We start from the raw sequence: 17,629 nt of genomic DNA, 5'->3' as shown, positions 1-17,629 counted from the left end.
CGGGCTTCATGAAGTGACCTGGATCAGGGCGTGCGTGCCGCTCGTACGCCACTGGGGCCCGGTAACTTCCAGCTCGTGCACGGTTTGCGGCGCCAGGCCGACGATGACGTCCGACTTCAGTGTGCGTAGAGCTGCGACCGGACCGGGGAAGTATGACGTGACGTCGGTGAACGGGGTGGTGGCCGACCAGTGTTGGTCGCCGACGACGCGGCGGTAGTTCAGGTCGCCCTTCATGATCGTCAGGGTGGCGGTGGCGAAGTCCTCGTGGAGGTCGGCGGGCATGTCCGCCCAGGGGAACGGGGCGCAGGAGAAAGGGTGGGCGCGCAGGGTGAGGCGGCCGGTGGTGAGGGCCTGCTGCAGGCGCTTGCCGATCTCGGAGGCGTAGCCGGGGGCCGTGGTCAGGCGGTGGAGGCAGGCCAGAGTGTCGGTGGCCGTGGCGTCGGAGACGTAGTACGGGTACGGCTTGAGGTGCAGAACGACGCACGCGGCGCGGTCGGTGTGGAGCAGGTGGTCGGCGAGGACCAGGTCCGGGAGGAGCTCGGGGCCGGCGTTGTCGGCCACGAGGCAGACCTTGCCGGGCGGGCTGGCGGACAGGGTTTCCCAGAGGACGGCGGAGTTGTCGGCGACGAGGTTGGTGACACGGTCGCCAAGGCCGGCATCGCCCGCTGAGACGGCGAAGCCGAGGTCGGCGCGGTTGCCCCAGAGGGAGGCGTGGAGGAGGGTGCGATCCTGTTCGACTGCCGGGATCTGGGGGAGTTGGCCGAGGGCGGCCAGTTCGGCCTCCACCGTTGGGCCCGCGAGTTCGGCGTTCTTGAACGGGGCGAAGGGGTCGATCCCCTGCCACGGGCCGGGGGCGAAGTAGCCGAGGGCGGCCAGGAGTTTGCGGTAGAAGTAGCTCTCCGCCCAGAGGAACGGGGCGTCTTCCCAGCGGCTGCCGATGTGCTCCTTGCCCCACTGCTGCCACTGGTCCGCTCCGGGCTCGGTGTCAGGCAGGGGGAGAATCACGCCGTCCTCGGCGATCTCCTGCAGGAGGGTGTCCAGGGCACGCTGCTGTTCGAGGGGGTAGGGGGTGGCCTGGCGGACGCGCCCGATCAGGGTGGGGTGGCGGTCGTGCAGGACACCCCACGCGAAGGAGCCTGCGACGTTGCTGACAACGACTGGAGCGGGGGCGGGCTGCGTCATGGTGTGCGGGCTTCCTTCGCGTGGTTCGGTGGGGGCGGATGGAGAAGGCGACGGTGCCGGCCGCGCTGCCTACGACCACGTGTCCGGTGGTTTGGTCGTAGGCCGCGCAGTGCAGCGAGGCGTCGGCGCGTACTTCGGCGAGCTGGCGCTGTTCGGTCGACGACCAGAGGCGTACGGTGCCGTCAGCCGCGGCCGACGCCAGGTGGTCTGGGGCGTCGAGGAACGCGGCCATGAGAACCCGACCGGTGTGGCCCGGGAGGTGGGCGGTGAACCGGTCGTCCGACACGCTCCGGACGCGAACGCCGTCGTACGGCCGGCCCGTCGCTCCTCAGTCCTATGCCGTCCCCTCGACAACCCAGGACAGGTACGGCCTCCGGCCCGCCGGTCACTGGCAGCGTGATCCACTGGGGGACGTCGTACGGGTGCTTCTCGTACAGCCACGCCTCCAGTGCCGGGAGACGGTCCGTCGTAGTCATGTACGAGATCTGCCACTCCTGCGCCGTCTCGACATTCTACTTCCACCAGTAGAAGGCGGTGATCGGCGCATCGATGTGGACGCCCGCTGCCAGCTTGCTCTCGACCGCGCCCCAGGCCAGCGCCTTCGCCTGATCCTCGTCGTCGCTGGTCGTCTGCGCGATCACAATCTCGTTGGCCATGCGACTACCTCTCCTGCTCGGGTACCGCGACCCTACTCAGTCGTCCGGGGCACACCGAAAGTCGGTAGCAGCGGCGGCTCACTCGCCCGGGCGGGGCTTTCGGTGCCTGCCCGGCCGGCCTGGAGTGGCTGGGGACGGGGGTTACCGTCGTCGGTGGTTCCTCGTCTCGAGGGCGCAGGAGGCGTTGAGCCTCAGCGAGGTTGGCCGCGAACTCGTGTAGCTCCCACGCGTAACGGTGTGGCGCCCGACGGTCGGATTTTTCAGAACGCGGCAGGCAACTACATCGACACTTCCGCCTACAACATCACGTGGAACCGTGCCAGAGAGGCCGTCCTCACGGTGGACGAACACGCGTTGAACCTCGCGAAGCGGCCCTATGACCTACGCCAGGCTGGCATCTCGTTCTGGCTGGCCTCCGGTGTAGACCCTGCCGAGTGCGCGCGAAGGGCAGGACAGAGCATCCAGGTGCTCTTCCGCTATTCGCCATGCATCGGCAGAGCGCCGCCTGGCGTGACCGGTGCTGTTTCTACAGCTAAGAGGCGGCCGATCACGCACCTCGTGGGGGCTGCCGGGGAGGCTGTGGTCAACCGTCTGGCAGTTGAGAGGGGCGTTCAGGAAGCCGCCTCTACCCGAAGGAGAAGGGGTAACCCCGCAGGGCCCTGCGGCCCGGCACGACTTGCGGGCCATGCCGGGCCAGGGGCGGTGGAGTTAGCACCTGCCTGCCCAGCTCCGGTCGGCCCCGCTTGCCGCGGGCGCCCAGCGGACGGTGCCTCCCGGATGTCCCGTGGACATGCCGGTCCCAGTGTCAGATCAGTATTGGGTCATCGTCGCAGCGGCGTCCGAACCGGTGGACTTTGTCATGAAGTTGTCTACCTGGTGGCGCTGACCTGCATCGATGCGGCTGTACCCACCTCTGACCTGCGCGGATAAGTCTTTCAGCGTCTTTCGAGATCGTGCTGCGTTACGCGGTCGATTCTCCCCACGCGCTCCCCAGGGCCGTCGATACTCCCCAGATTCTCCCCAGGGAGTGTTGTTGCGGCGGGCCGTGGTGGCACGGGACGTCGTTCCACCGGGGGCGCTGCCAAGGGCACGCTGAGTGACTGCCTGCGAGGGCAGGGGGGAAGCCCGGCGCCGAGTGGATGAGCGCAAGGCGTGAGTCTGACGCTGCCTGACCAGGGCTCAAGTTCGAACCCGCAGTCGGAAGCCAACGTCTTTCCGATGACGCATCATGTGGAGTGTGTGGCGGTGCTTGAACCGGCCGCGAAGGGCTCCTGACCTGCGGGTTTGTGCGTGTGCATTATGTGCGGTGTGGGCGTTACGGGCGATATCTTGACGCTGAAATGACGCTCGTGACGCTCATTTGACGCTCGTTCTGATGGGAAGTCAGGCGCTTTTTCGGGCAGGTCAGACCTTGTCGTCAAGGTGACGAGCACCGATGGGGTGACGAGGGCAGGCGACGCTGAGTGCAGACCGACTGGGTCCTGCTGGTCAGTTGTCGCGGAAGAGACCAGGGGGCGCCGTGACCTGCCGTGATGGGTGGCTGTGGGGCGCTGACCTGGGTGGATGGTCTTTCGACTCTTTCACGGTCATGCCCGTTGATGCGGCCGGAAGTCCCAGAAAAGTCCCAGGGAACTCCCGCTACCTTTGGTCATTCTTTCGACTCTATACAGGGCGTGCGGGTGCGGTGTGAGCTGATGTTCGTGCATCGGCGGTCTCTGCCTTGAGCGATCGGCAACGCGCACTTCTCGAACGGGTCGCCGCCGGTGAAGATCCCCCGGCCGGGACGCCGGGGGAGAGGCGGTCGACCTATGCCCTGCGCGACCATGGCCTTCTGCATGCCAGGCGCGGTGGTGGGGAGGCGAATGCGGAGGTTACCGAGGCTGGCCGCACTGCGGTACCCGCGCCGGCGGGTACCCCCACGGATACGCCGCGTGTTCGAGATGGGCTACTCCCCGTGGGGGATGCGTACGAAGCCTTCCTCCCAAGTGTCATCGTCCAGGAGGTAGGGGTCGATGATGAAGCACTTGGGCTCGTCCCGGAAGCCCGGTAGGAGGCGAGCGCGGACGATGCGTTCCGCGGCCTTCTCTTTCGTCGAGTAGATGCCCAGCAGCTTGACGTCGTCACCGTCCTGCTCATCGATGAAGACGCCGTCCTCGTCGATGTGTACGGTTGCCCCGTCAGGCCCGGCTTCGTTCTGGTGGCCTACGTGCCACAGGGGATAGACGATCACGCGACCAGGCTAGCCAGAGTGATCGGGTATCAGGCCCGCCACGTCGACGCCATCAGCTTGGGAAGCGACGGCGCTTGCGGTACCAGCACGCGGCTGACCTGCGTAAATCTACCGGGCAGCCCTGCCGCAGCGGTGCGGATCGCACCCCTGTTGAGCGTGTCTGACCGGTCTTATGGGCACGCCAAGGGTGCGCCGCTCAACGAGGTCGTCGAAGCTTCTTCCCGAGACGGAGCAACTGCTGACTCCTGGACAGCGAGAGCCGGCGTAGAGACTGCCGTTGCGGCAGCACACGGAGCTGGTCGCGCCTTGACCGGCGAGGTGGCTCCGGAGTTGACGGCTACCTGCTGGAGTGGAGCTGCTGTGCCTGGTCCTGCGGGAGAATGCGCAGGGCCACGACCGTGCCGTCGTCGCAGAAGGAGACCGGACCCCACTCCGGGGCTTCGGTACCGGTCGAGAACGTCCCACGTTTCTCGTACGCCCGGCGCCTGTACGCCTCGACCTCGCCGTTGACGAGAAGCTCGTACAGTTCCTCGTCCATCCCGGAGAACGCCTCGACCCGGATTCCGCCCAGGCGGAACACCTGGTCGGTTCCGAGGAACCGCGTGGACCCGATCTTGTGGCACGCATCCCGGACGCTCGACGAGCCGGCGAAGGTGCGCTGGGCGTAGTGCTTGCGGCCCTGCTCGTCGGTCAGGTACTGGGCGACTTCACTGCCTGCGCCAGCCAGTGCGAGCTGGCCGGCCGCTGCTGTACGGGCCAGTAGCTGGCCGTACCAGCCGAGGTTCTTGCGCGGTATGAGGAAGCCGTCCTGAATCCGCTCCTTCCGGCCTTCGAAACCAGGCACTTTGACGGCCCCTGCGCAGGGAGGGTTGCGCCTGGACAGCACGGCGTCTGCGCTCTTGCTGCCCGATGTCGGCCTGGTGGGGAGCAGGCCCCTGCCCGGCGCCTGCAATGCGTTGATCGTGATGCCTTCCTTGGCCATCAGCTCCGTCGACATCAGCAGGCAGGGTGTGGTGTTCCACTCGGCGAGGTTCAACTGCTCGGCGCGCTCGCCGGCCCTGGCGAGCTGTTTGGGAGTTCGCCCCGTCGTCGACCCCGGCGGTAGTGGTCGGCCTCGCCGCGGCTTTCGCCGCCGATGGTGCCGGGACCCCTGAAAGCCCGCAGGGCATGCAGGGCGCCGAGCAGTCCGCACTGGCCTGGGTATACACCGCCGGTCGCCTGCTGCGCGGACCCCAGCAATCCGTGGAGTTCGTCGCCCGCAGGCTGCTGTCGGGCCCTACGGCTACGGCTACGGCCGTCCAGTCTACGGTTCGGCCGGGCGGGAACCGCCCGAGCGGCGTCAGGCGTCGATCGGACGCAGCACCGCGTAGTACGCGAACGGCGGACCGTACAGCCGGGCGACCCGCAGCCCGGCTCCCTCCGCCAGGCTGATCAGCGAGGACGGCCGGATCTGATGCCGGTCGAAGAACTCGCCGACCACCAGCCGCCCGAACGGCTTCAGCACCCGGCGCAGCTCGGCCAGCGTACGCGCCGGATCCGGGATCTCGCCCAGCGCCGTCACCAGGTAGGCCGCATCGAACGAGCCATCCGCAAAAGGAAGTTCATGTGCGTCGGCGCAGTTCGGCACGATGTTGTCGACGCCCTGCTCCTTGGCCCGGCGGCCCACGTGGTCGAGCATCTCCTGCTGGATGTCCAGGATGTCCAGCTGGCCGTTCGGGCCCAGCTGCGGTGCGACGTGCAGCGACTGCAGGCCGGTTCCGGGGCCTATCTCCAGGATCCTCTCGCCCTCCCGGGCCTGCAGCACGTGGTCCAGACGCTTCAGAGTCAGGAACGGCAGCGGCAGGTCGAGCAGCCAGCGCTGAGAGTACGGGTACGGCGCGGAGTCGGTGAACCACCAGGTGGCGACGGCGGCGGCAGCGCCCGCGCCGATCAATGCCCGCGAATGCCTCATAATTCCTCCTCAAATGTCCGATTGCTTCATCGAAGCATCTCTGATGGTCAATCAGTTGTGTTTGTGTGCAATCTGCTTGCGCCAGCGCCGACTTTGTCGGCAGTCGACCCGAGCGGGCCGAACGAACCGCCCGTGGACCGCCGTTGCGGCAGGCCGGGGACTTCCCGAAACGGACCGGACCGCAAGCGCCGATCACGTCACGAGCTCTTCCGCTCAGCGGCCCGGCCGAGGGAAGGTCCGGGTCGCGAGAACCGCGCAGGCCACCGCCAGCGGCAACTCGGCGAAGACCGTCATCAGCACCGCCAGCTTGAAGTCCGAACCTGGGGCAGCCGTCATGGTGTCGAACCAGGCGTCGACCAGCAGCAGGGTCGAGGTCGCGGCGGAGGTCAGGCAGGCCCGGCAGTCGCCGCGCCTGAGGAGCAGTCCGGTGGAGAGCAGGCCGAGCGCCTCAAAGCTATCCAGACCCGTCCACGTCCAGGCCCAGTGCGAGGCCTGAGCGGTGGCCGGCAGCCCGGTGTGCAGGAAGACCAGCCAGGGAATCATCGCCAGCCCGAGCACGGTGAGGACCGTGGCCGCCCGGCGAAGCAGCAGGGGGAACGTCGAAGCGGCCGCGGCCTTCGGAAGGATCCGCGGGACACCGGAGCCCGAACCGGAGGCGCCCGCAAGGGCCCAGATGCCGGCCTTGCCTAACGGGGCGCGCAGGGGTGAGGAGGGGGGCGCATGGTTCTTCTCCAACGTTGGTCGTCGGGGTGGGGCGGTGGTGCCCGCTCAGTGGATGTGGATGCCGCCGTTGGAGGCGGCCACGGTGAGGGAGGCCGACGCGCCGTCGGAGTTCGGCAGGTCGATCTGCGGCGCGGAGCTGCTGCTGTGGGCGTCGATCCGGTAGCCGGTGCTCGAGGGCTCCGCGAGGTCGACCGCGCCGTCGCCGGTCGTCATGGTGCACCGTCGGGCGGTGCGGCTTGAGGTATTGATCGTTCCACTCCTCGTTCTCGGGAAGGCCGGTGGCCTTCACCGGTGGTTCGCGGTGGCGCTGCGAGGCGGCGCACCTGCGCCGCCCCGCACCGACCATCTGCCCTCCAGCCAACAGCAGTTCGGCCGGGCCGGACACGTGGCCAGCCCACCGAACCGGGGTAGGGATAACCCTCCTGTCAGTCCCAGCCGTTGTTGTCGGGCGGGGTGGTGGTGCCGGTGGTGTCGGCCGGGGCGGCAGCGGCCCGCGGCTGCGCGGCGGCGCTGACTCCGGATGCGATGGCGGGCGTGACGAGGGTGAGGGTGATCGCCGCCAGTGCGGCGGCGGCCGCGGCCACGAGGTTGGCCCGTCGTGCGTGGGTGTTCATGCTGCTGTTCCCCCGAATCGTGTGTTGAGAGTGATCCGCAGGCCGTGGTGTGCGAGTGTCTCGGTCCTGGTTCCCAGGGCCTTGATCGGCCTGCGATTCCATGGCGACAGGCTGTTGAGGACACGTGAGCGAATACCGGCGCCATGCTGTTGCCATGGCAGGGTGTTGCCGTGCCGGAGCCCCGGGGCGTCCTCGAGCCGCCGGCGCGTGGCGGTCAGTTCTGGTCGTCCGGCTGGTCGCCGGAGAGCAGGAGGTCGTCGAACCCCGGCACCAGGGTGGCGGCGAGATGACTCAGCCGTCCGCCGCCCGTGCGCTGGTAGGCGGTGCAGACGGCGAGTGCGGCCGCCTCGGCGTCACGCAGCCGGGCATGGGAGACGAAGAGGACGGCGAACACGGTGTCGCCCTGGCGATCGGCGAAGACTTGCTACAGGCCGTGGCCGACCGCCGCGGCTCGGTACAGGCCGTTGCGGACCTGTTCGCCGGGCGGCGGATCGGTGGGAAAGACGATTTTGACCATGATGATGTGCATCGTCGAGTGAGGTCCGGGATCGCGTGAGAAAGCGGCCGGTACTACGTCAGTTCCTCAGTACCGAAAGGGAAAATGGCGGGAGCGGCCACGTGGATGCTGTCAGGGTGATCCTTGGCCGTCTCCCGCCGTGCCGGTCAGTCCAGGACGAAGCCGTCTTCGCCGCGGTGGCGCCGGTTGCGACGGTTGTCGAGGTGCACGAAGGTGCGGTGCAGCCAGCGGTCCCGGCCGTCGTAGCAGGCCTCGAACGTGGTCCGCCCGTGCACCGACAGGCGGTTGTCGACGAAGGCCAGCTCACCGGGCTGCAGCACCAGCGTCGCCGAGACGTTCAGGAAGGCGTCGCGGAACACCTCCAGGGCCGACTTGGCCTCGTCGTCCAGCGGCGTGGTCGCGCTGAAGTCCACCTGGATGTTCGGGTCGTCGGCGGCGCCCTCCAGCACCGCGTGCGCGGTGGTCGGCGCGCCGGACCGGAACGACGGCGGCTCGGTGACGAAGCGCTGCTGCATCCGCACCTCGACCACCTCCGGCGGGAGCAGTGCCAGCGCCCGGCGGATCGAGGAGACCAGCGTGCCGGCCGTGCCCGAGTGGTCGTTGCACAGGCAGAACAGGCCTACGTAGTCCGGCCGGTGCGGGTGGAAGGCGTTCTCCGTGTGCAGTTCGAGCAGGGTGCCGCTGCCGGCGTTGCTCTGCGACGCCTCCCGCCCCGGGACCGGGACCACGTTCTGCACCAAGGCGCCGGACTTCTCCTCCCGGTAGGCGATCACCTCGCCGAGGTAGAGGCTGAGCAGCACGGTGATCGAACCCGGTACGGTGGCCTGGCGCTCCACCGACTCCGGCACCGTCGGGGTCGCGGGCAGCAGCGTCTCGTCGCTCGGCAGGGTTGCGGACAATCAGCAGGCCGTCCGGCCCGGGATCGTGCCGGTACCGCCGGAGCGACTCGCGCAGGCGGAGCGGCAGCCGGGACGAGAGGCGGCGGGCCTCGTCCATCCAGACCCGGGTGTCCATCAGATGCGGTTCGGCCCTGACGAGTTCGCGGGCCAGCCGCAGCACCTCGGCGCACTCCGCGTCGGTCAGGGACAGGTCGGTGCTGCTGTCGGGCCTTGTCGGACGCGAGGTCGGTGACGCGACGGTCATACGGGCGACCTCCTTCGAGCGTGTTCGCTGGATCTCAGCGGGGATCAATCGGACATGGCCACGAGCACGCGGCGCGATCCGGTGAACGGCCGGCGGCCGTGGCCGACCAGCACGCGAGGTCACGCTGTTCGCGGTGCTGCTCGGCGTCCTCCAGGGCCTGCTGCACCGCTACACCCGGCAGAACCGGTTCCTGATCGGTTGTCCGACCACCACCCGGATCAGCCCGGACACCCGCGAGGTGGTCGGCAACTACATCAACACCCTGGTGTTCCGGGCCGACCTCGCGCCGGGAAGCACCTTCCGGGAGGCAGCCACCGCCGCCGACCGCCAGGTCAGGTCCGGTCTCGGCAAGCTCGGTTACCCGTTCGAGCTGCTCACCCGGACGATGAACCGCCCGCGCACCGGCGGTGGCTCCTCGCTCTGCCGGATCACCCTCAACCTGATCGGCGCCCCGACCGGCGACCCGCTGCTGCGGCTGCTGCTGGACCCGGCCGACGGCGCCACCGCCGAGTTTGCCGGGCTGCAGCTCGCCCCCTACGAACTCCCACAGGCTGAGGGGCAGTTGGACCTCGCGATCAACGTCCGGCAGAGCGCCGAGACGCTGGCCGTCGACTTCCGCTACGACGTGGACCTGTTCGACCCGAGCACCATCGAGCGGTTCGCCGGCTACTTCACCCGCGCCATCGACGCGGCGCTGGCCGACCCCGACTCGGCGATCTCCCAGCTCAGCCTGTTCGGCGGCGAGGAGTTCTCCCAGCTGCTGGCCTTCGGCCAGGGCGCCCCGCTGTCGAGCGGACGGAGCCGCCGCCGTGGCTGAGATCACCCACCGCACCCTGCGGGTGGCCGGCCGGCCGACGCACGTCGCGGAGGCCGGCGAGGGGCCGCTGGTGGTGCTGGTGCACGGCTTCCCGGAGCTCTGGTACTCCTGGCGGCACCAGCTGACCGGCCTCGCCGACGCCGGGTTCAAGGTGGTGGCACCCGACATGCGCGGCTACGGCGGCAGCCCGGGGCCGGCCGAGGCCGACCAGTACACCATCCACCACCTGGTCGGTGACATCGTGGCGCTGATCGGCGCGCTCGGCGCGGACCGGGCGGTGGTCGCCGGCCACGACTGGGGCTCCCAAGTCGCCTGGCACACCGCACTGCTGCGCCCGGACCTGGTCAGCGGCGTGGGCGGGATGAGCATCCCGTACCGGCCTCGGGCCGGACTGCCGCCGCTGCCCGCGATGCGCCGGGCGATGGGCGAGGACTTCTACATGCTGCGCTTCCAGCAGCCCGGGCCGGTCGACGCGGAGCTCGCCCGCGACCCCGCCGCCTCGGTGCGCAGGCTGCTGAGCGCGACCTCCGGCGAGGCCCCGCCGTTCGACCCGGTGCTCCCGGCGGACGGCGGCTTCCTCGACCGCTGCCCGGAGCCGGACCGGCTGCCCGGGTGGCTGACCGAGCAGGACATCGCCGTCTACGCCGAGGCGCTGGCCGCGACCGGCTTCACCGGCGGCCTCAACTGGTACCGGAACCTGCACCGCAACTGGGACCTCACCGCGCCGCTGAACCGGGCCCGGATCCAGGTCCCGGCCCTCTACCGGGCCGGCGACCGCGACTTCGTCGTCCAGGGCACCGACCACGCCCGGCTGGACGCCGAACTGCGCCAGTGGGCAACGCAGTTGCGCAGGACGATGATCCTGCCCGACTGCGGGCACCGGACCCAGCAGGAGCGACCGGCCGAAGTCACCGCCGCACTGGCCGACTTCGCCTCCTCGCTGGACTCACCCCGGCATCCGTGATCCACCCCCCGACACCCCGTTTCGGAAGGAAACCCTCATGACCACGTCCATGGAATCGGCCCCGAGGTCCAGCAGCTCGCCCAGTGGCTGACCGAACGGGTCGCCTACTACCTGGAGACCCCGGCCGAGCAGATCAAGCCCGACGTCAAGCTGGTCGAGTACGGCCTGGAGTCGGTCTACGCCCTCGCCCTGTGCGGCGACGTGGAGGACGAGTTGGGCATCGAGGTCGAGCCGACCCTGGCCTGGGACTACCCCACCATCGACTCACTGGTCGCCCTGCTGATCGAGAAGACGGCCGAGGCCGCCTGACCGCGGGAGACCGCAGAGAGGAGAGCGGGCCGTGCGTGCCGCCATCACCCGAGCGGGGGCGCTCGTCGTCGAAGAAGTCCCCGATCCGGTGCCACAGTCCGGGCAGCTGCTGGTGCGCACGCTGGCCTGCGGGATCTGCGGCTCCGACCTGCACGCCCTCGGCGACCCCGAGGCGTTCAGCGACATCATGCGCCGCACCGGCGGCACCCCGCACGACATCCGGAACGGCCTGGTGCTCGGTCACGAGTTCGCCGCCGAGATCGTCGACTACGGCCCGGACACCGTGCGGGCCCTGCCGGTCGGGAGCACCGTCTGCGGCCCGCCGATCGGCTTCGGCCCGCAGGGCGGTGGGATCGTCGGCTACACCCCGGCCTTTCCGGGCGGCTTCGGCGAGTACATGATCCTCAACGAGGTCTTCACCCTGCCGGTGCCGATCGGTCTGGACCCGAAGGCGGCCGCGCTCACCGAGCCGTTCTCGGTCGCCGCCCGGGCGGTCCGGCGGGGCGAGCCCGGTCCGGGTTCGGTCGCCGTGGTGCTCGGCCTCGGCCCGATCGGCCTGGGCGTCGTCGCGGTGCTCAAGGCGCGCGGCCACGGCCCGGTCGTCGCGGTCGACTTCTCGCCCAAGCGGCGGGCGCTGGCCGAGCGGCTGGGTGCCGACAACCTGATCGACCCGGCCGTCGAGTCGCCCTACGACCGCTGGTCCTCGCTCGGGGTGATCCCCGGGATGCTGGACCGGATGGCCGTGGAGTACCGCGGGGTGCCGACCACCGACGTGGTGCTCTTCGAGTGTGTCGGCGCCCCCGGCATGCTCACCCGGGTCGTCGACGGCGCACCGGCCGGCGCGAAGATCGTGCTGGTCGGCGTCTGCCTGCGCCCCGACACGGTCGACCCCGGGGTGGTGGCCGGCAGGGAGCTGGACATCCGCGGGTCGTTCGGCGGCAGCCCGGGTGAGTACCGTCAGACGCTGCGGGACATCGCCGAGGGCCGGATCGACGCCGGTGCTGTCATCACCGGCGTCACCGGCCTGGACGGACTGGCCGGGGCGATCGCCGAACTCGGCGAGCCGGAGCGGCACGCGAAGATCGTCGTCGACCCCTCGCTGGTCGCCGGCTGATCGTCCGAACGGCGGTGGCGTCCCCGGGATCTCCCGGGGGCGCCACCGCCGTTCGCGGCACGGGCGTGCTCAGTGGACCGTGATGTCGCCGCCCGTGGTCTTCACCACCACGCTGTGCGGCGCGTCCGTAGCGGTGTTCGGCAGCGAGACGCTCGGCGACGAGTGGGAGCTCTGCGCGTCGACGTGGTAGGTGGCGTCGTGAGGCACCTTGAGGTCGACCCCGCCGTAGCCCGTGGTGACCTTCAGGGAGGCGGGTGCCGCCGTGAAGGAGGCGCTGACCGCGCCGTCGGTGGTCACCTCGGCGTTCGGGGCGCTGCTGTCGGCGAGGGTCACCGCGCCGCCCGTGCTCCGCACGGTCAGCGGGCCGGACGACTGGTCCACCTCGACCCCGCCCAGCCCGGTGGTCAGATCCAGCCGGCCGGTCAGGCCCTTCGCCTGGATCCCGGCGTTCCCGGTGCTCACCTGCGCGGCCAGGCCGGCCGGCACCGTGATCTGCAGGTGCTCCGAGCAGTCGTTGGAGCAGCCGGCGGTGACCGTGACGTCCGACCCGGACCGGGTGACGGAGACCTGCGGGACATGGCCCGTGTAGCTGCCGCTCATGGCCACCGTGACCTGCGAGGAGCCGTCCTGACTCAGCGTCACGCCGAGTCCGTCGGCCTGGACCGTCACCTGGCTGGCGCCGGCCGCGCCCTGCTGCCAGTTGCCGCTGTACGGGTGGTGCGCCGGAAGCGAGGCGACCACGACCCAACTGGCCACGGCGACGACCGTGACGAGGACGGCCAGCCCTATGAGGAGGCATCCGCGGCGCCTCTTCGGTGTGGTACTGATCTCAAGCTCCCAGGTAGCGTAAAACGGCGAGCACGCGGCGGTGGTCTCCCGCCTCCTGCTGCAGATCGAATTTCACGAAGATGCTGCGGATGTACTTCTCCACCGCCGCCGTGCCGATCACCAGATCGGCCGCGATCCCGGCGTTGGAACGGCCCCCCGCCATGGCCGTGAGGACCTCCCGCTCGCGCGGCGTCAGGGTGGACAGCGGATCCCGCTGCCGGCTGCCGGCCAGCAACTGCTTGACCACCTCCGGGTCGAGGACCGTCTCGCCCGCGGCGACCCGGCGCAGCGCGTCCACGAACTCCTCGGCGTCCGATACCCGGTCCTTGAGCAGGTAACCGACCCCGTTGTCATTGCTGTTGACCAGGTCGATGGCGTAGCGCTCCTCGACGTAGTGGGAGAGCACCAGGACGCCGGTCTCCGGCCAGCGGGCGCGTACCGCCAGTGCGGCGCGCAGGCCCTCGTCCAGGAAGGTGGGCGGCATCCGGACGTCCGTCACACAGGCGTCCGGCCGGTGTTCGGCCACCGCGCGCAGGAGTTGCTCCCCGTCGCCGACCGCGGCGACCACCTCGATCCCCTGTTCGCTGAGCAGCAGTTCGATGCCCTGGCGCAGCAGCGCGGAGTCCTCGGCCAGCACTACCCGCATGGCAATTCCACCTCGATCACGGTCGGTCCACCCACCGGACTGCTGAGCCGGAACCGCCCGTCCACCCCGGACACCCGGTCCGCCAGACCAGTCAGACCCGTGCCGGCCGCGAGGTCGGCTCCGCCACGCCCGTCATCGCCAACTTTAACGTCCAATCGGGCGCCCTCCCGCCGGATCTCCACCCAAGCGCGGGTCGCATGAGCATGTTTGGCCACATTGGTGAGCGCCTCGGTCACCGTGAAGTAGGCGACCGCCTCGATGGTGGAGGAGGGGCGCGGCTCCACCAGGACGTCAAGGCGCACCGGCACCGGAGCCAGCGCGGCGACGGCGGAGAGCGACGCCTTCAGGCCGCGGTCGGTCAGCACCGGCGGGTGCAGGCCACGGGCCAGGTTGCGCAACTCGGAGATGGTGCTGAGGGTTTCCCGCCGGATGTCCTCGACCATCTTGTTGGTCTCGTGGTCACCGGACTTCTTCAACCGCGAGCTGGCCCGGCCCAGGTTGATCGACATCGCCACCAGCCGTTGCTGGGCACCGTCGTGCAGGTCCCGCTCGATCCGTTTGCGCTCCGCCTCGGCGGCGTCCACCACCCGGGCTCGACTCTCCGTCAGATCGTTGACCCGCTGCTCCAGTTCCATGCCGCGGGGCCGGGAGAGCAGTGCGACGGCCAGCGCGGTGTCCAGCGCCAGCAGGAGTTTGACGATCAGTGGGGAGAGGACCGCGCCGACCAGCAGCGCCACCGCCGCGACCAGCAGCGCCCGGGGCAGGGAATCCACCACGAACGGCCCGAGCTGGGCCTGCCCGCCGGGCACTTGCCGGTAGTAGGCCGGAAGCAGCACCAGGGTCAGCGGCACGGCCCAGATCAGCGCCACCCCGACCACGGTCACCACCGCCACCGGCATCAGCAGTACGAAGTAGCCGATCAGCCGCCAGGTGCAGAGGTTGTGGACGAGCGACTGCAGCGACTTGGCCAACCGCCACGAACAGACCGGCGCCGGCAGCTCGTCGAGCTCCAGCCCGCAGGTCACGGCGAACCGGGCGCGCTCGACGGCGGCCAGCCGGAACAGCGCCCACCCCGCCGCCACCGTGAGCGGCAGGCCCAGCAGGCCGGCCGGCGCCAGGCAGACGGCGACGACCAGCACGACCAGCACGGCCAGTCCCGCCAGAGCCACCAGACCGTCAAGTGCCAGGTGGATCGACGCCCGCCACAGCACGGGGGAGGCCAGGGCGCGCAGCGGATTGCCCGGCACCACCTCGCGGGGTGGCCGGGCGTCCGTCCGGGCTTTGCCGGTGGCACGGCCGGCGATGTACTCGGTCAACTGCTTCAGACCCGCTCTCGTGGGCAGTGCGGGCGGCGACCAGGTCACCGTCCGCGCCTCGATTCGACAAGGGGACGGTACCCAACCCGACCACCCGTCGGCAGCGAGGAGAGCCCATCAGCGGGGGTAGGGTTTACCCCCCGTCCGGCCGGTGGGTTCACGCTGCCGACCCGGTGCCGCCCGGTGCGACATCGTGGGGACATGACCGATCGACACTCGAGCACCGCCGGCCGCCCCTGCCCGGCCGGCAGGACCGACGACATAGAGCAGTTCCTCGTGCACTACGGGGACACCATCGACGACCGGGTCGCCGAGATCGTCGAAGAGGTCCTCGGCGAGCAGCTGAGGCGGTACCGGCGCGACGTTGTGCTGCCGGTCACCGTCGCGCTGCTGGCGGCCGCGGCCGTCTCGCTGGCGCTCATGTGGTGGAGCCCGTGGACAGTCCCCCTGGTGTGGGCCGCCACCTCCGTCATCTGCGTGTCGCTGTCACGGACCGCCCGGATCCCGCGCCGCTCGTAACGGGCCGCGGGCGTCCGGGCTGCGGCCGCCCCTCCGTGCGTACCCCTGACGCACGGCGGGGCGGCCGCGACCGAGTGCTCGGTCACGACCGCCCCGGACGGACGGCACCGGAGGCGGCTACGCGGTCCCACCCCGCTCCCGGCCCACGGCCTCCTCGATGGCCCGCTGCCACTCACCGGTCAGCCGGGTCCGCCCGGACAGCTCGGTGGCGATCAGGTGCCTGATCAGCTCCCGGCCGGTCACCGCGTTGGTTGTCGACTGCCACGATCCGGAGCGGCTCGCGGCCTTCTGGTGCGCGGTCCTGGGCTTCAAGGTGATCGACCGGAGCGAGGGCAAGGTCGAGATCGGTTCCTGGGAGCCGACCGTCGAGGAGGTCCGGGCCCGCCAGATGCTGCCGCCCACCCTTTCGCCGCCTCACTCCACTTGCGGAGGAACAAGCCCATGCCCCACCTCGGAAGTACGGTGTATCTGCGTGCCCTCGCGGCCGCCGCCCTGAGCTCCCGGCCTGCGGCGACGCCCCGCCGTACGGCACCGGCCGAACGCGTCGTGATCGTCTCCGCCAGCATCGGGGCGGGCCACGACGGCGCCGCGCACGAGCTGCACCGCCGACTCCGGGCGGCCGGCGTCACCGTCGACCGCTACGACCTCCTCGACCTGCTGCCCGCCCGGATCGGCCGGACCGTCCGCGACGGCTACCACCGGATGCTCGTCCGGGCGCCCTGGGTTTACCAGCGCATCTACAGCAGCACCGAGCGCGCCGGAGGCGGCGGCCCGCTGGCCCGCGCCCTGCTGCGCACCGCCGAGGACCGGATGCTGCGCGCCTTGCCCGCGGACACCGGCGCCGTCGTCTCCACCTACCCCGGGGCCAGCCGTGTGCTGGGCAGGCTTCGGCTGGCCGGCCGCCTCGACGTGCCGGTGTTCACCTACCTCACCGACTTCTCGGTGCACCCGCTGTGGGTGGCCGACGGCGTGGACGTCCACCTCGCCGCCCACGCCGTGCCCGCCGCACAGGCCAGGGCCCTCGGCGCGGGCGACGTCCGGGTGGGCGGACCGGTCGTCGACCCGCGCTTCAGGCCCGCGCAGGACGCCGAACGCAGCGCCGCCCGGGCGCGGTTCGGCCTGCCCGCCACCGCCCCGCTCGCCCTGCTGGTCGCGGGCTCCTGGGGTGTCGGCCCGGTCCGGCAGGTGGCCCTGGAGCTGCAGGGCTGCGGCGCGGCCGTGCCGGTCGTGGTCTGCGGCCGCAACGAGGCGCTGGCCCGGCAGCTGCGCGAGGACGGCATCGAGCATGCCTACGGCTGGGTCGACGACATGCCCGGTCTGATGCACGCCGCCGACGTGCTCGTCCAGAACGCCGGCGGACTGACCTCGCTTGAGGCCTTCACCGCCGGCCTGCCCGTCGCCAGCTACCGCTGCATACCGGGCCACGGACCGGCCAACGCGGCCGCGCTCGACGAGGCGGGCGTCGCCGCCTGGATCCAGGACGCGGCCGAACTCAAGAACGTCCTCTGCGACTTGATCGACGGCCCCGACAACCCCGCCAAGACCCTCCAGGCCGAGCAAGAACACCGCCACCACGCCGTCGTCGAACAGGTCATCGCCGACAGCAAAGCCTCTGCCCTGGCCCACCTGCCATCGGGACACTTCCACGCCAACGCCGCCTGGCTCACCCTGTGGGCGATGACCTACAACCTCCTGCGGGCCACCGGCACACTGGCCTCCGCCTTCCACGCCAAAGCCACCACCGCCACCCTCCGCACCCACCTCGTCCAGGTCTCGGCCCGCATCGCCCGCTCCGCACGACGCATCACCCTGCACCTGCCCCACAACTGGCCCTTGCAAGAAGCGTGGACACGCCTCTTCGACGCCGTCCACGACCCACCCGCACTCGCACCCGCCTGACCGCCCCCCGGTTGCCGCGACTCTCGTCCGTGCTCTTCCCAGGGAGACGTCCGAGCGGCAGGGTGTAGTCGTGATCACTTCCTTCTTACGTGACGACATGCAGGGCTCGCTAGTGCCGGATCAGGCAACGTTTGCCCTGTCCACGACGGCGCGTAGGTGCCGGTTGTCGGCATTGCGGTTTCGCCAGATGATGTAGCGGCG

The 17,629-nt window shown here is 70.3% G+C and carries 19 protein-coding genes and 3 pseudogenes; 8 read left to right on the top strand and 14 right to left on the bottom strand.

The window, feature by feature from the left end; translation table 11 throughout:
• Window positions 1-6: 6 nt before the first annotated feature.
• The 5 genes and pseudogenes from ACIPEK_RS41155 to ACIPEK_RS41135 form a co-directional block, all read right to left on the bottom strand.
• The gene (locus ACIPEK_RS41155) at window positions 7-1,182 is read right to left on the bottom strand and encodes a damage-control phosphatase ARMT1 family protein (protein ID WP_402007321.1); all 1,176 of its coding nucleotides are present in this window, start codon (window positions 1,180-1,182) and stop codon (window positions 7-9) included.
• A gap of 172 nt (window positions 1,183-1,354) precedes the next feature.
• A pseudogene (locus ACIPEK_RS41150) lies at window positions 1,355-1,468 on the bottom strand (hypothetical protein); the annotation flags it as partial.
• 48 nt (window positions 1,469-1,516) lie between these two features.
• Window positions 1,517-1,838 (bottom strand): annotated as a pseudogene (gene cutA / locus ACIPEK_RS41145) (divalent-cation tolerance protein CutA).
• A 1,945-nt stretch (window positions 1,839-3,783) separates the two neighbouring features.
• Complete coding sequence (locus ACIPEK_RS41140) at window positions 3,784-4,068, bottom strand: hypothetical protein (RefSeq protein ID WP_402007319.1); 285 nt, start codon at window positions 4,066-4,068, stop codon at window positions 3,784-3,786.
• Between the two features lie 337 nt (window positions 4,069-4,405).
• The gene (locus ACIPEK_RS41135; protein ID WP_402007317.1) at window positions 4,406-5,065 is read right to left on the bottom strand and encodes a hypothetical protein; all 660 of its coding nucleotides are present in this window, start codon (window positions 5,063-5,065) and stop codon (window positions 4,406-4,408) included.
• 11 nt (window positions 5,066-5,076) lie between these two features.
• Between ACIPEK_RS41135 and ACIPEK_RS41130 the strand changes: the two genes are divergently transcribed.
• Complete coding sequence (locus ACIPEK_RS41130; protein ID WP_402007315.1) at window positions 5,077-5,499, top strand: DUF7019 family protein; 423 nt, start codon at window positions 5,077-5,079, stop codon at window positions 5,497-5,499.
• On the opposite strand, the gene ACIPEK_RS41125 is transcribed toward ACIPEK_RS41130, so the two are convergent.
• The 6 genes from ACIPEK_RS41125 to ACIPEK_RS41100 all read right to left on the bottom strand — a co-directional run bounded on the left by ACIPEK_RS41125 (window position 5,408) and on the right by ACIPEK_RS41100 (window position 8,772).
• A complete protein-coding gene (locus tag ACIPEK_RS41125) occupies window positions 5,408-6,019 on the bottom strand; it encodes a class I SAM-dependent methyltransferase (RefSeq protein ID WP_402007313.1) in 612 nt (203 codons plus the stop codon). The genes ACIPEK_RS41130 and ACIPEK_RS41125 overlap by 92 nt on opposite strands.
• A gap of 213 nt (window positions 6,020-6,232) precedes the next feature.
• Entirely contained in the window at window positions 6,233-6,754 is a 522-nt protein-coding gene (locus ACIPEK_RS41120; protein ID WP_402007311.1) for a hypothetical protein, read from the bottom strand.
• Between the two features lie 33 nt (window positions 6,755-6,787).
• Window positions 6,788-6,955: a hypothetical protein gene (locus ACIPEK_RS41115; protein WP_402007309.1), complete on the bottom strand. Its 168-nt coding sequence runs from the start codon at window positions 6,953-6,955 to the stop codon at window positions 6,788-6,790.
• Window positions 6,956-7,167: 212 nt separating this feature from the next.
• Window positions 7,168-7,356 (bottom strand): hypothetical protein, encoded by a 189-nt coding sequence (locus ACIPEK_RS41110; protein ID WP_402007307.1) that lies wholly within the window; start codon window positions 7,354-7,356, stop codon window positions 7,168-7,170.
• 214 nt (window positions 7,357-7,570) lie between these two features.
• Complete coding sequence (locus tag ACIPEK_RS41105) at window positions 7,571-7,750, bottom strand: hypothetical protein (protein ID WP_402007305.1); 180 nt, start codon at window positions 7,748-7,750, stop codon at window positions 7,571-7,573.
• A gap of 269 nt (window positions 7,751-8,019) precedes the next feature.
• Complete coding sequence (locus tag ACIPEK_RS41100; protein ID WP_402007303.1) at window positions 8,020-8,772, bottom strand: TauD/TfdA family dioxygenase; 753 nt, start codon at window positions 8,770-8,772, stop codon at window positions 8,020-8,022.
• A 377-nt stretch (window positions 8,773-9,149) separates the two neighbouring features.
• On the opposite strand from ACIPEK_RS41100, the gene ACIPEK_RS41095 reads away from it, so the two are divergent.
• Genes ACIPEK_RS41095 through ACIPEK_RS41080 form a run of 4 tightly spaced genes read left to right on the top strand, consistent with a single transcriptional unit; the run spans window position 9,150 to window position 12,220 of the window.
• The gene (locus ACIPEK_RS41095; RefSeq protein WP_402007301.1) at window positions 9,150-9,833 is read left to right on the top strand and encodes a condensation domain-containing protein; all 684 of its coding nucleotides are present in this window, start codon (window positions 9,150-9,152) and stop codon (window positions 9,831-9,833) included.
• Window positions 9,826-10,797, top strand: a complete 972-nt coding sequence (locus tag ACIPEK_RS41090) for an alpha/beta fold hydrolase (RefSeq protein ID WP_402007299.1) — start codon at window positions 9,826-9,828, stop codon at window positions 10,795-10,797. The genes ACIPEK_RS41095 and ACIPEK_RS41090 overlap by 8 nt, the downstream gene beginning before the upstream one ends.
• Before the next feature lie 54 nt (window positions 10,798-10,851).
• The gene (locus ACIPEK_RS41085; protein ID WP_402007352.1) at window positions 10,852-11,106 is read left to right on the top strand and encodes an acyl carrier protein; all 255 of its coding nucleotides are present in this window, start codon (window positions 10,852-10,854) and stop codon (window positions 11,104-11,106) included.
• A 31-nt stretch (window positions 11,107-11,137) separates the two neighbouring features.
• Complete coding sequence (locus ACIPEK_RS41080) at window positions 11,138-12,220, top strand: zinc-binding dehydrogenase (RefSeq protein ID WP_402007297.1); 1,083 nt, start codon at window positions 11,138-11,140, stop codon at window positions 12,218-12,220.
• Between the two features lie 69 nt (window positions 12,221-12,289).
• Here the strand turns inward: ACIPEK_RS41080 and ACIPEK_RS41075 are convergent, their stop codons facing one another.
• The 3 genes from ACIPEK_RS41075 to ACIPEK_RS41065 all read right to left on the bottom strand — a co-directional run bounded on the left by ACIPEK_RS41075 (window position 12,290) and on the right by ACIPEK_RS41065 (window position 15,058).
• Entirely contained in the window at window positions 12,290-12,976 is a 687-nt protein-coding gene (locus ACIPEK_RS41075) for a DUF4097 family beta strand repeat-containing protein (protein WP_402007295.1), read from the bottom strand.
• 73 nt (window positions 12,977-13,049) lie between these two features.
• Window positions 13,050-13,694 (bottom strand): response regulator, encoded by a 645-nt coding sequence (locus ACIPEK_RS41070; RefSeq protein ID WP_402007293.1) that lies wholly within the window; start codon window positions 13,692-13,694, stop codon window positions 13,050-13,052.
• Window positions 13,685-15,058: a sensor domain-containing protein gene (locus ACIPEK_RS41065; RefSeq protein WP_402007291.1), complete on the bottom strand. Its 1,374-nt coding sequence runs from the start codon at window positions 15,056-15,058 to the stop codon at window positions 13,685-13,687. Before ACIPEK_RS41065 ends, ACIPEK_RS41070 begins: the two co-directional genes overlap by 10 nt.
• A gap of 153 nt (window positions 15,059-15,211) precedes the next feature.
• Between ACIPEK_RS41065 and ACIPEK_RS41060 the strand changes: the two genes are divergently transcribed.
• The 3 genes and pseudogenes from ACIPEK_RS41060 (at window position 15,212) to ACIPEK_RS41050 (ending at window position 17,428) form a co-directional block, all read left to right on the top strand.
• Window positions 15,212-15,529 carry a hypothetical protein gene (locus tag ACIPEK_RS41060; protein WP_402007289.1) on the top strand — a complete coding sequence of 106 codons (318 nt, stop codon included), beginning with the start codon at window positions 15,212-15,214 and terminating at the stop codon, window positions 15,527-15,529.
• Between the two features lie 223 nt (window positions 15,530-15,752).
• Window positions 15,753-15,935: pseudogene (locus ACIPEK_RS41055) on the top strand (VOC family protein); the annotation flags it as partial.
• A 35-nt stretch (window positions 15,936-15,970) separates the two neighbouring features.
• Window positions 15,971-17,428, top strand: coding sequence for a transposase (locus tag ACIPEK_RS41050; RefSeq protein WP_402007287.1), 1,458 nt, complete (start codon window positions 15,971-15,973; stop codon window positions 17,426-17,428).
• The last annotated feature ends 201 nt before the right edge of the window (window positions 17,429-17,629 follow it).

Source organism: Streptomyces sp. NPDC088246, assembly GCF_044741025.1.
GTDB lineage: Bacteria > Actinomycetota > Actinomycetes > Streptomycetales > Streptomycetaceae > Streptomyces.
The sequence above is the reverse complement of the archived record's forward strand: the minus strand, read 5'-3'. Positions and strand labels throughout refer to the sequence as shown.

Excerpts from the sequence above, each read along its gene's own strand:
- ACIPEK_RS41135 (WP_402007317.1), bottom strand. The coding sequence starts at position 5,065 with ATGTCGACGGAGCTGATGGCCAAGGAAGGCATCACGATCAACGCATTG.
- ACIPEK_RS41155 (WP_402007321.1), bottom strand. The coding sequence starts at position 1,182 with ATGACGCAGCCCGCCCCCGCTCCAGTCGTTGTCAGCAACGTCGCAGGC.
- ACIPEK_RS41125 (WP_402007313.1), bottom strand. The coding sequence starts at position 6,019 with ATGAGGCATTCGCGGGCATTGATCGGCGCGGGCGCTGCCGCCGCCGTC.
- ACIPEK_RS41115 (WP_402007309.1), bottom strand. The coding sequence starts at position 6,955 with ATGACGACCGGCGACGGCGCGGTCGACCTCGCGGAGCCCTCGAGCACC.
- ACIPEK_RS41060 (WP_402007289.1), top strand. The coding sequence starts at position 15,212 with ATGACCGATCGACACTCGAGCACCGCCGGCCGCCCCTGCCCGGCCGGC.
- ACIPEK_RS41050 (WP_402007287.1), top strand. The coding sequence starts at position 15,971 with ATGCCCCACCTCGGAAGTACGGTGTATCTGCGTGCCCTCGCGGCCGCC.
- ACIPEK_RS41110 (WP_402007307.1), bottom strand. The coding sequence starts at position 7,356 with ATGAACACCCACGCACGACGGGCCAACCTCGTGGCCGCGGCCGCCGCC.
- ACIPEK_RS41070 (WP_402007293.1), bottom strand. The coding sequence starts at position 13,694 with ATGCGGGTAGTGCTGGCCGAGGACTCCGCGCTGCTGCGCCAGGGCATC.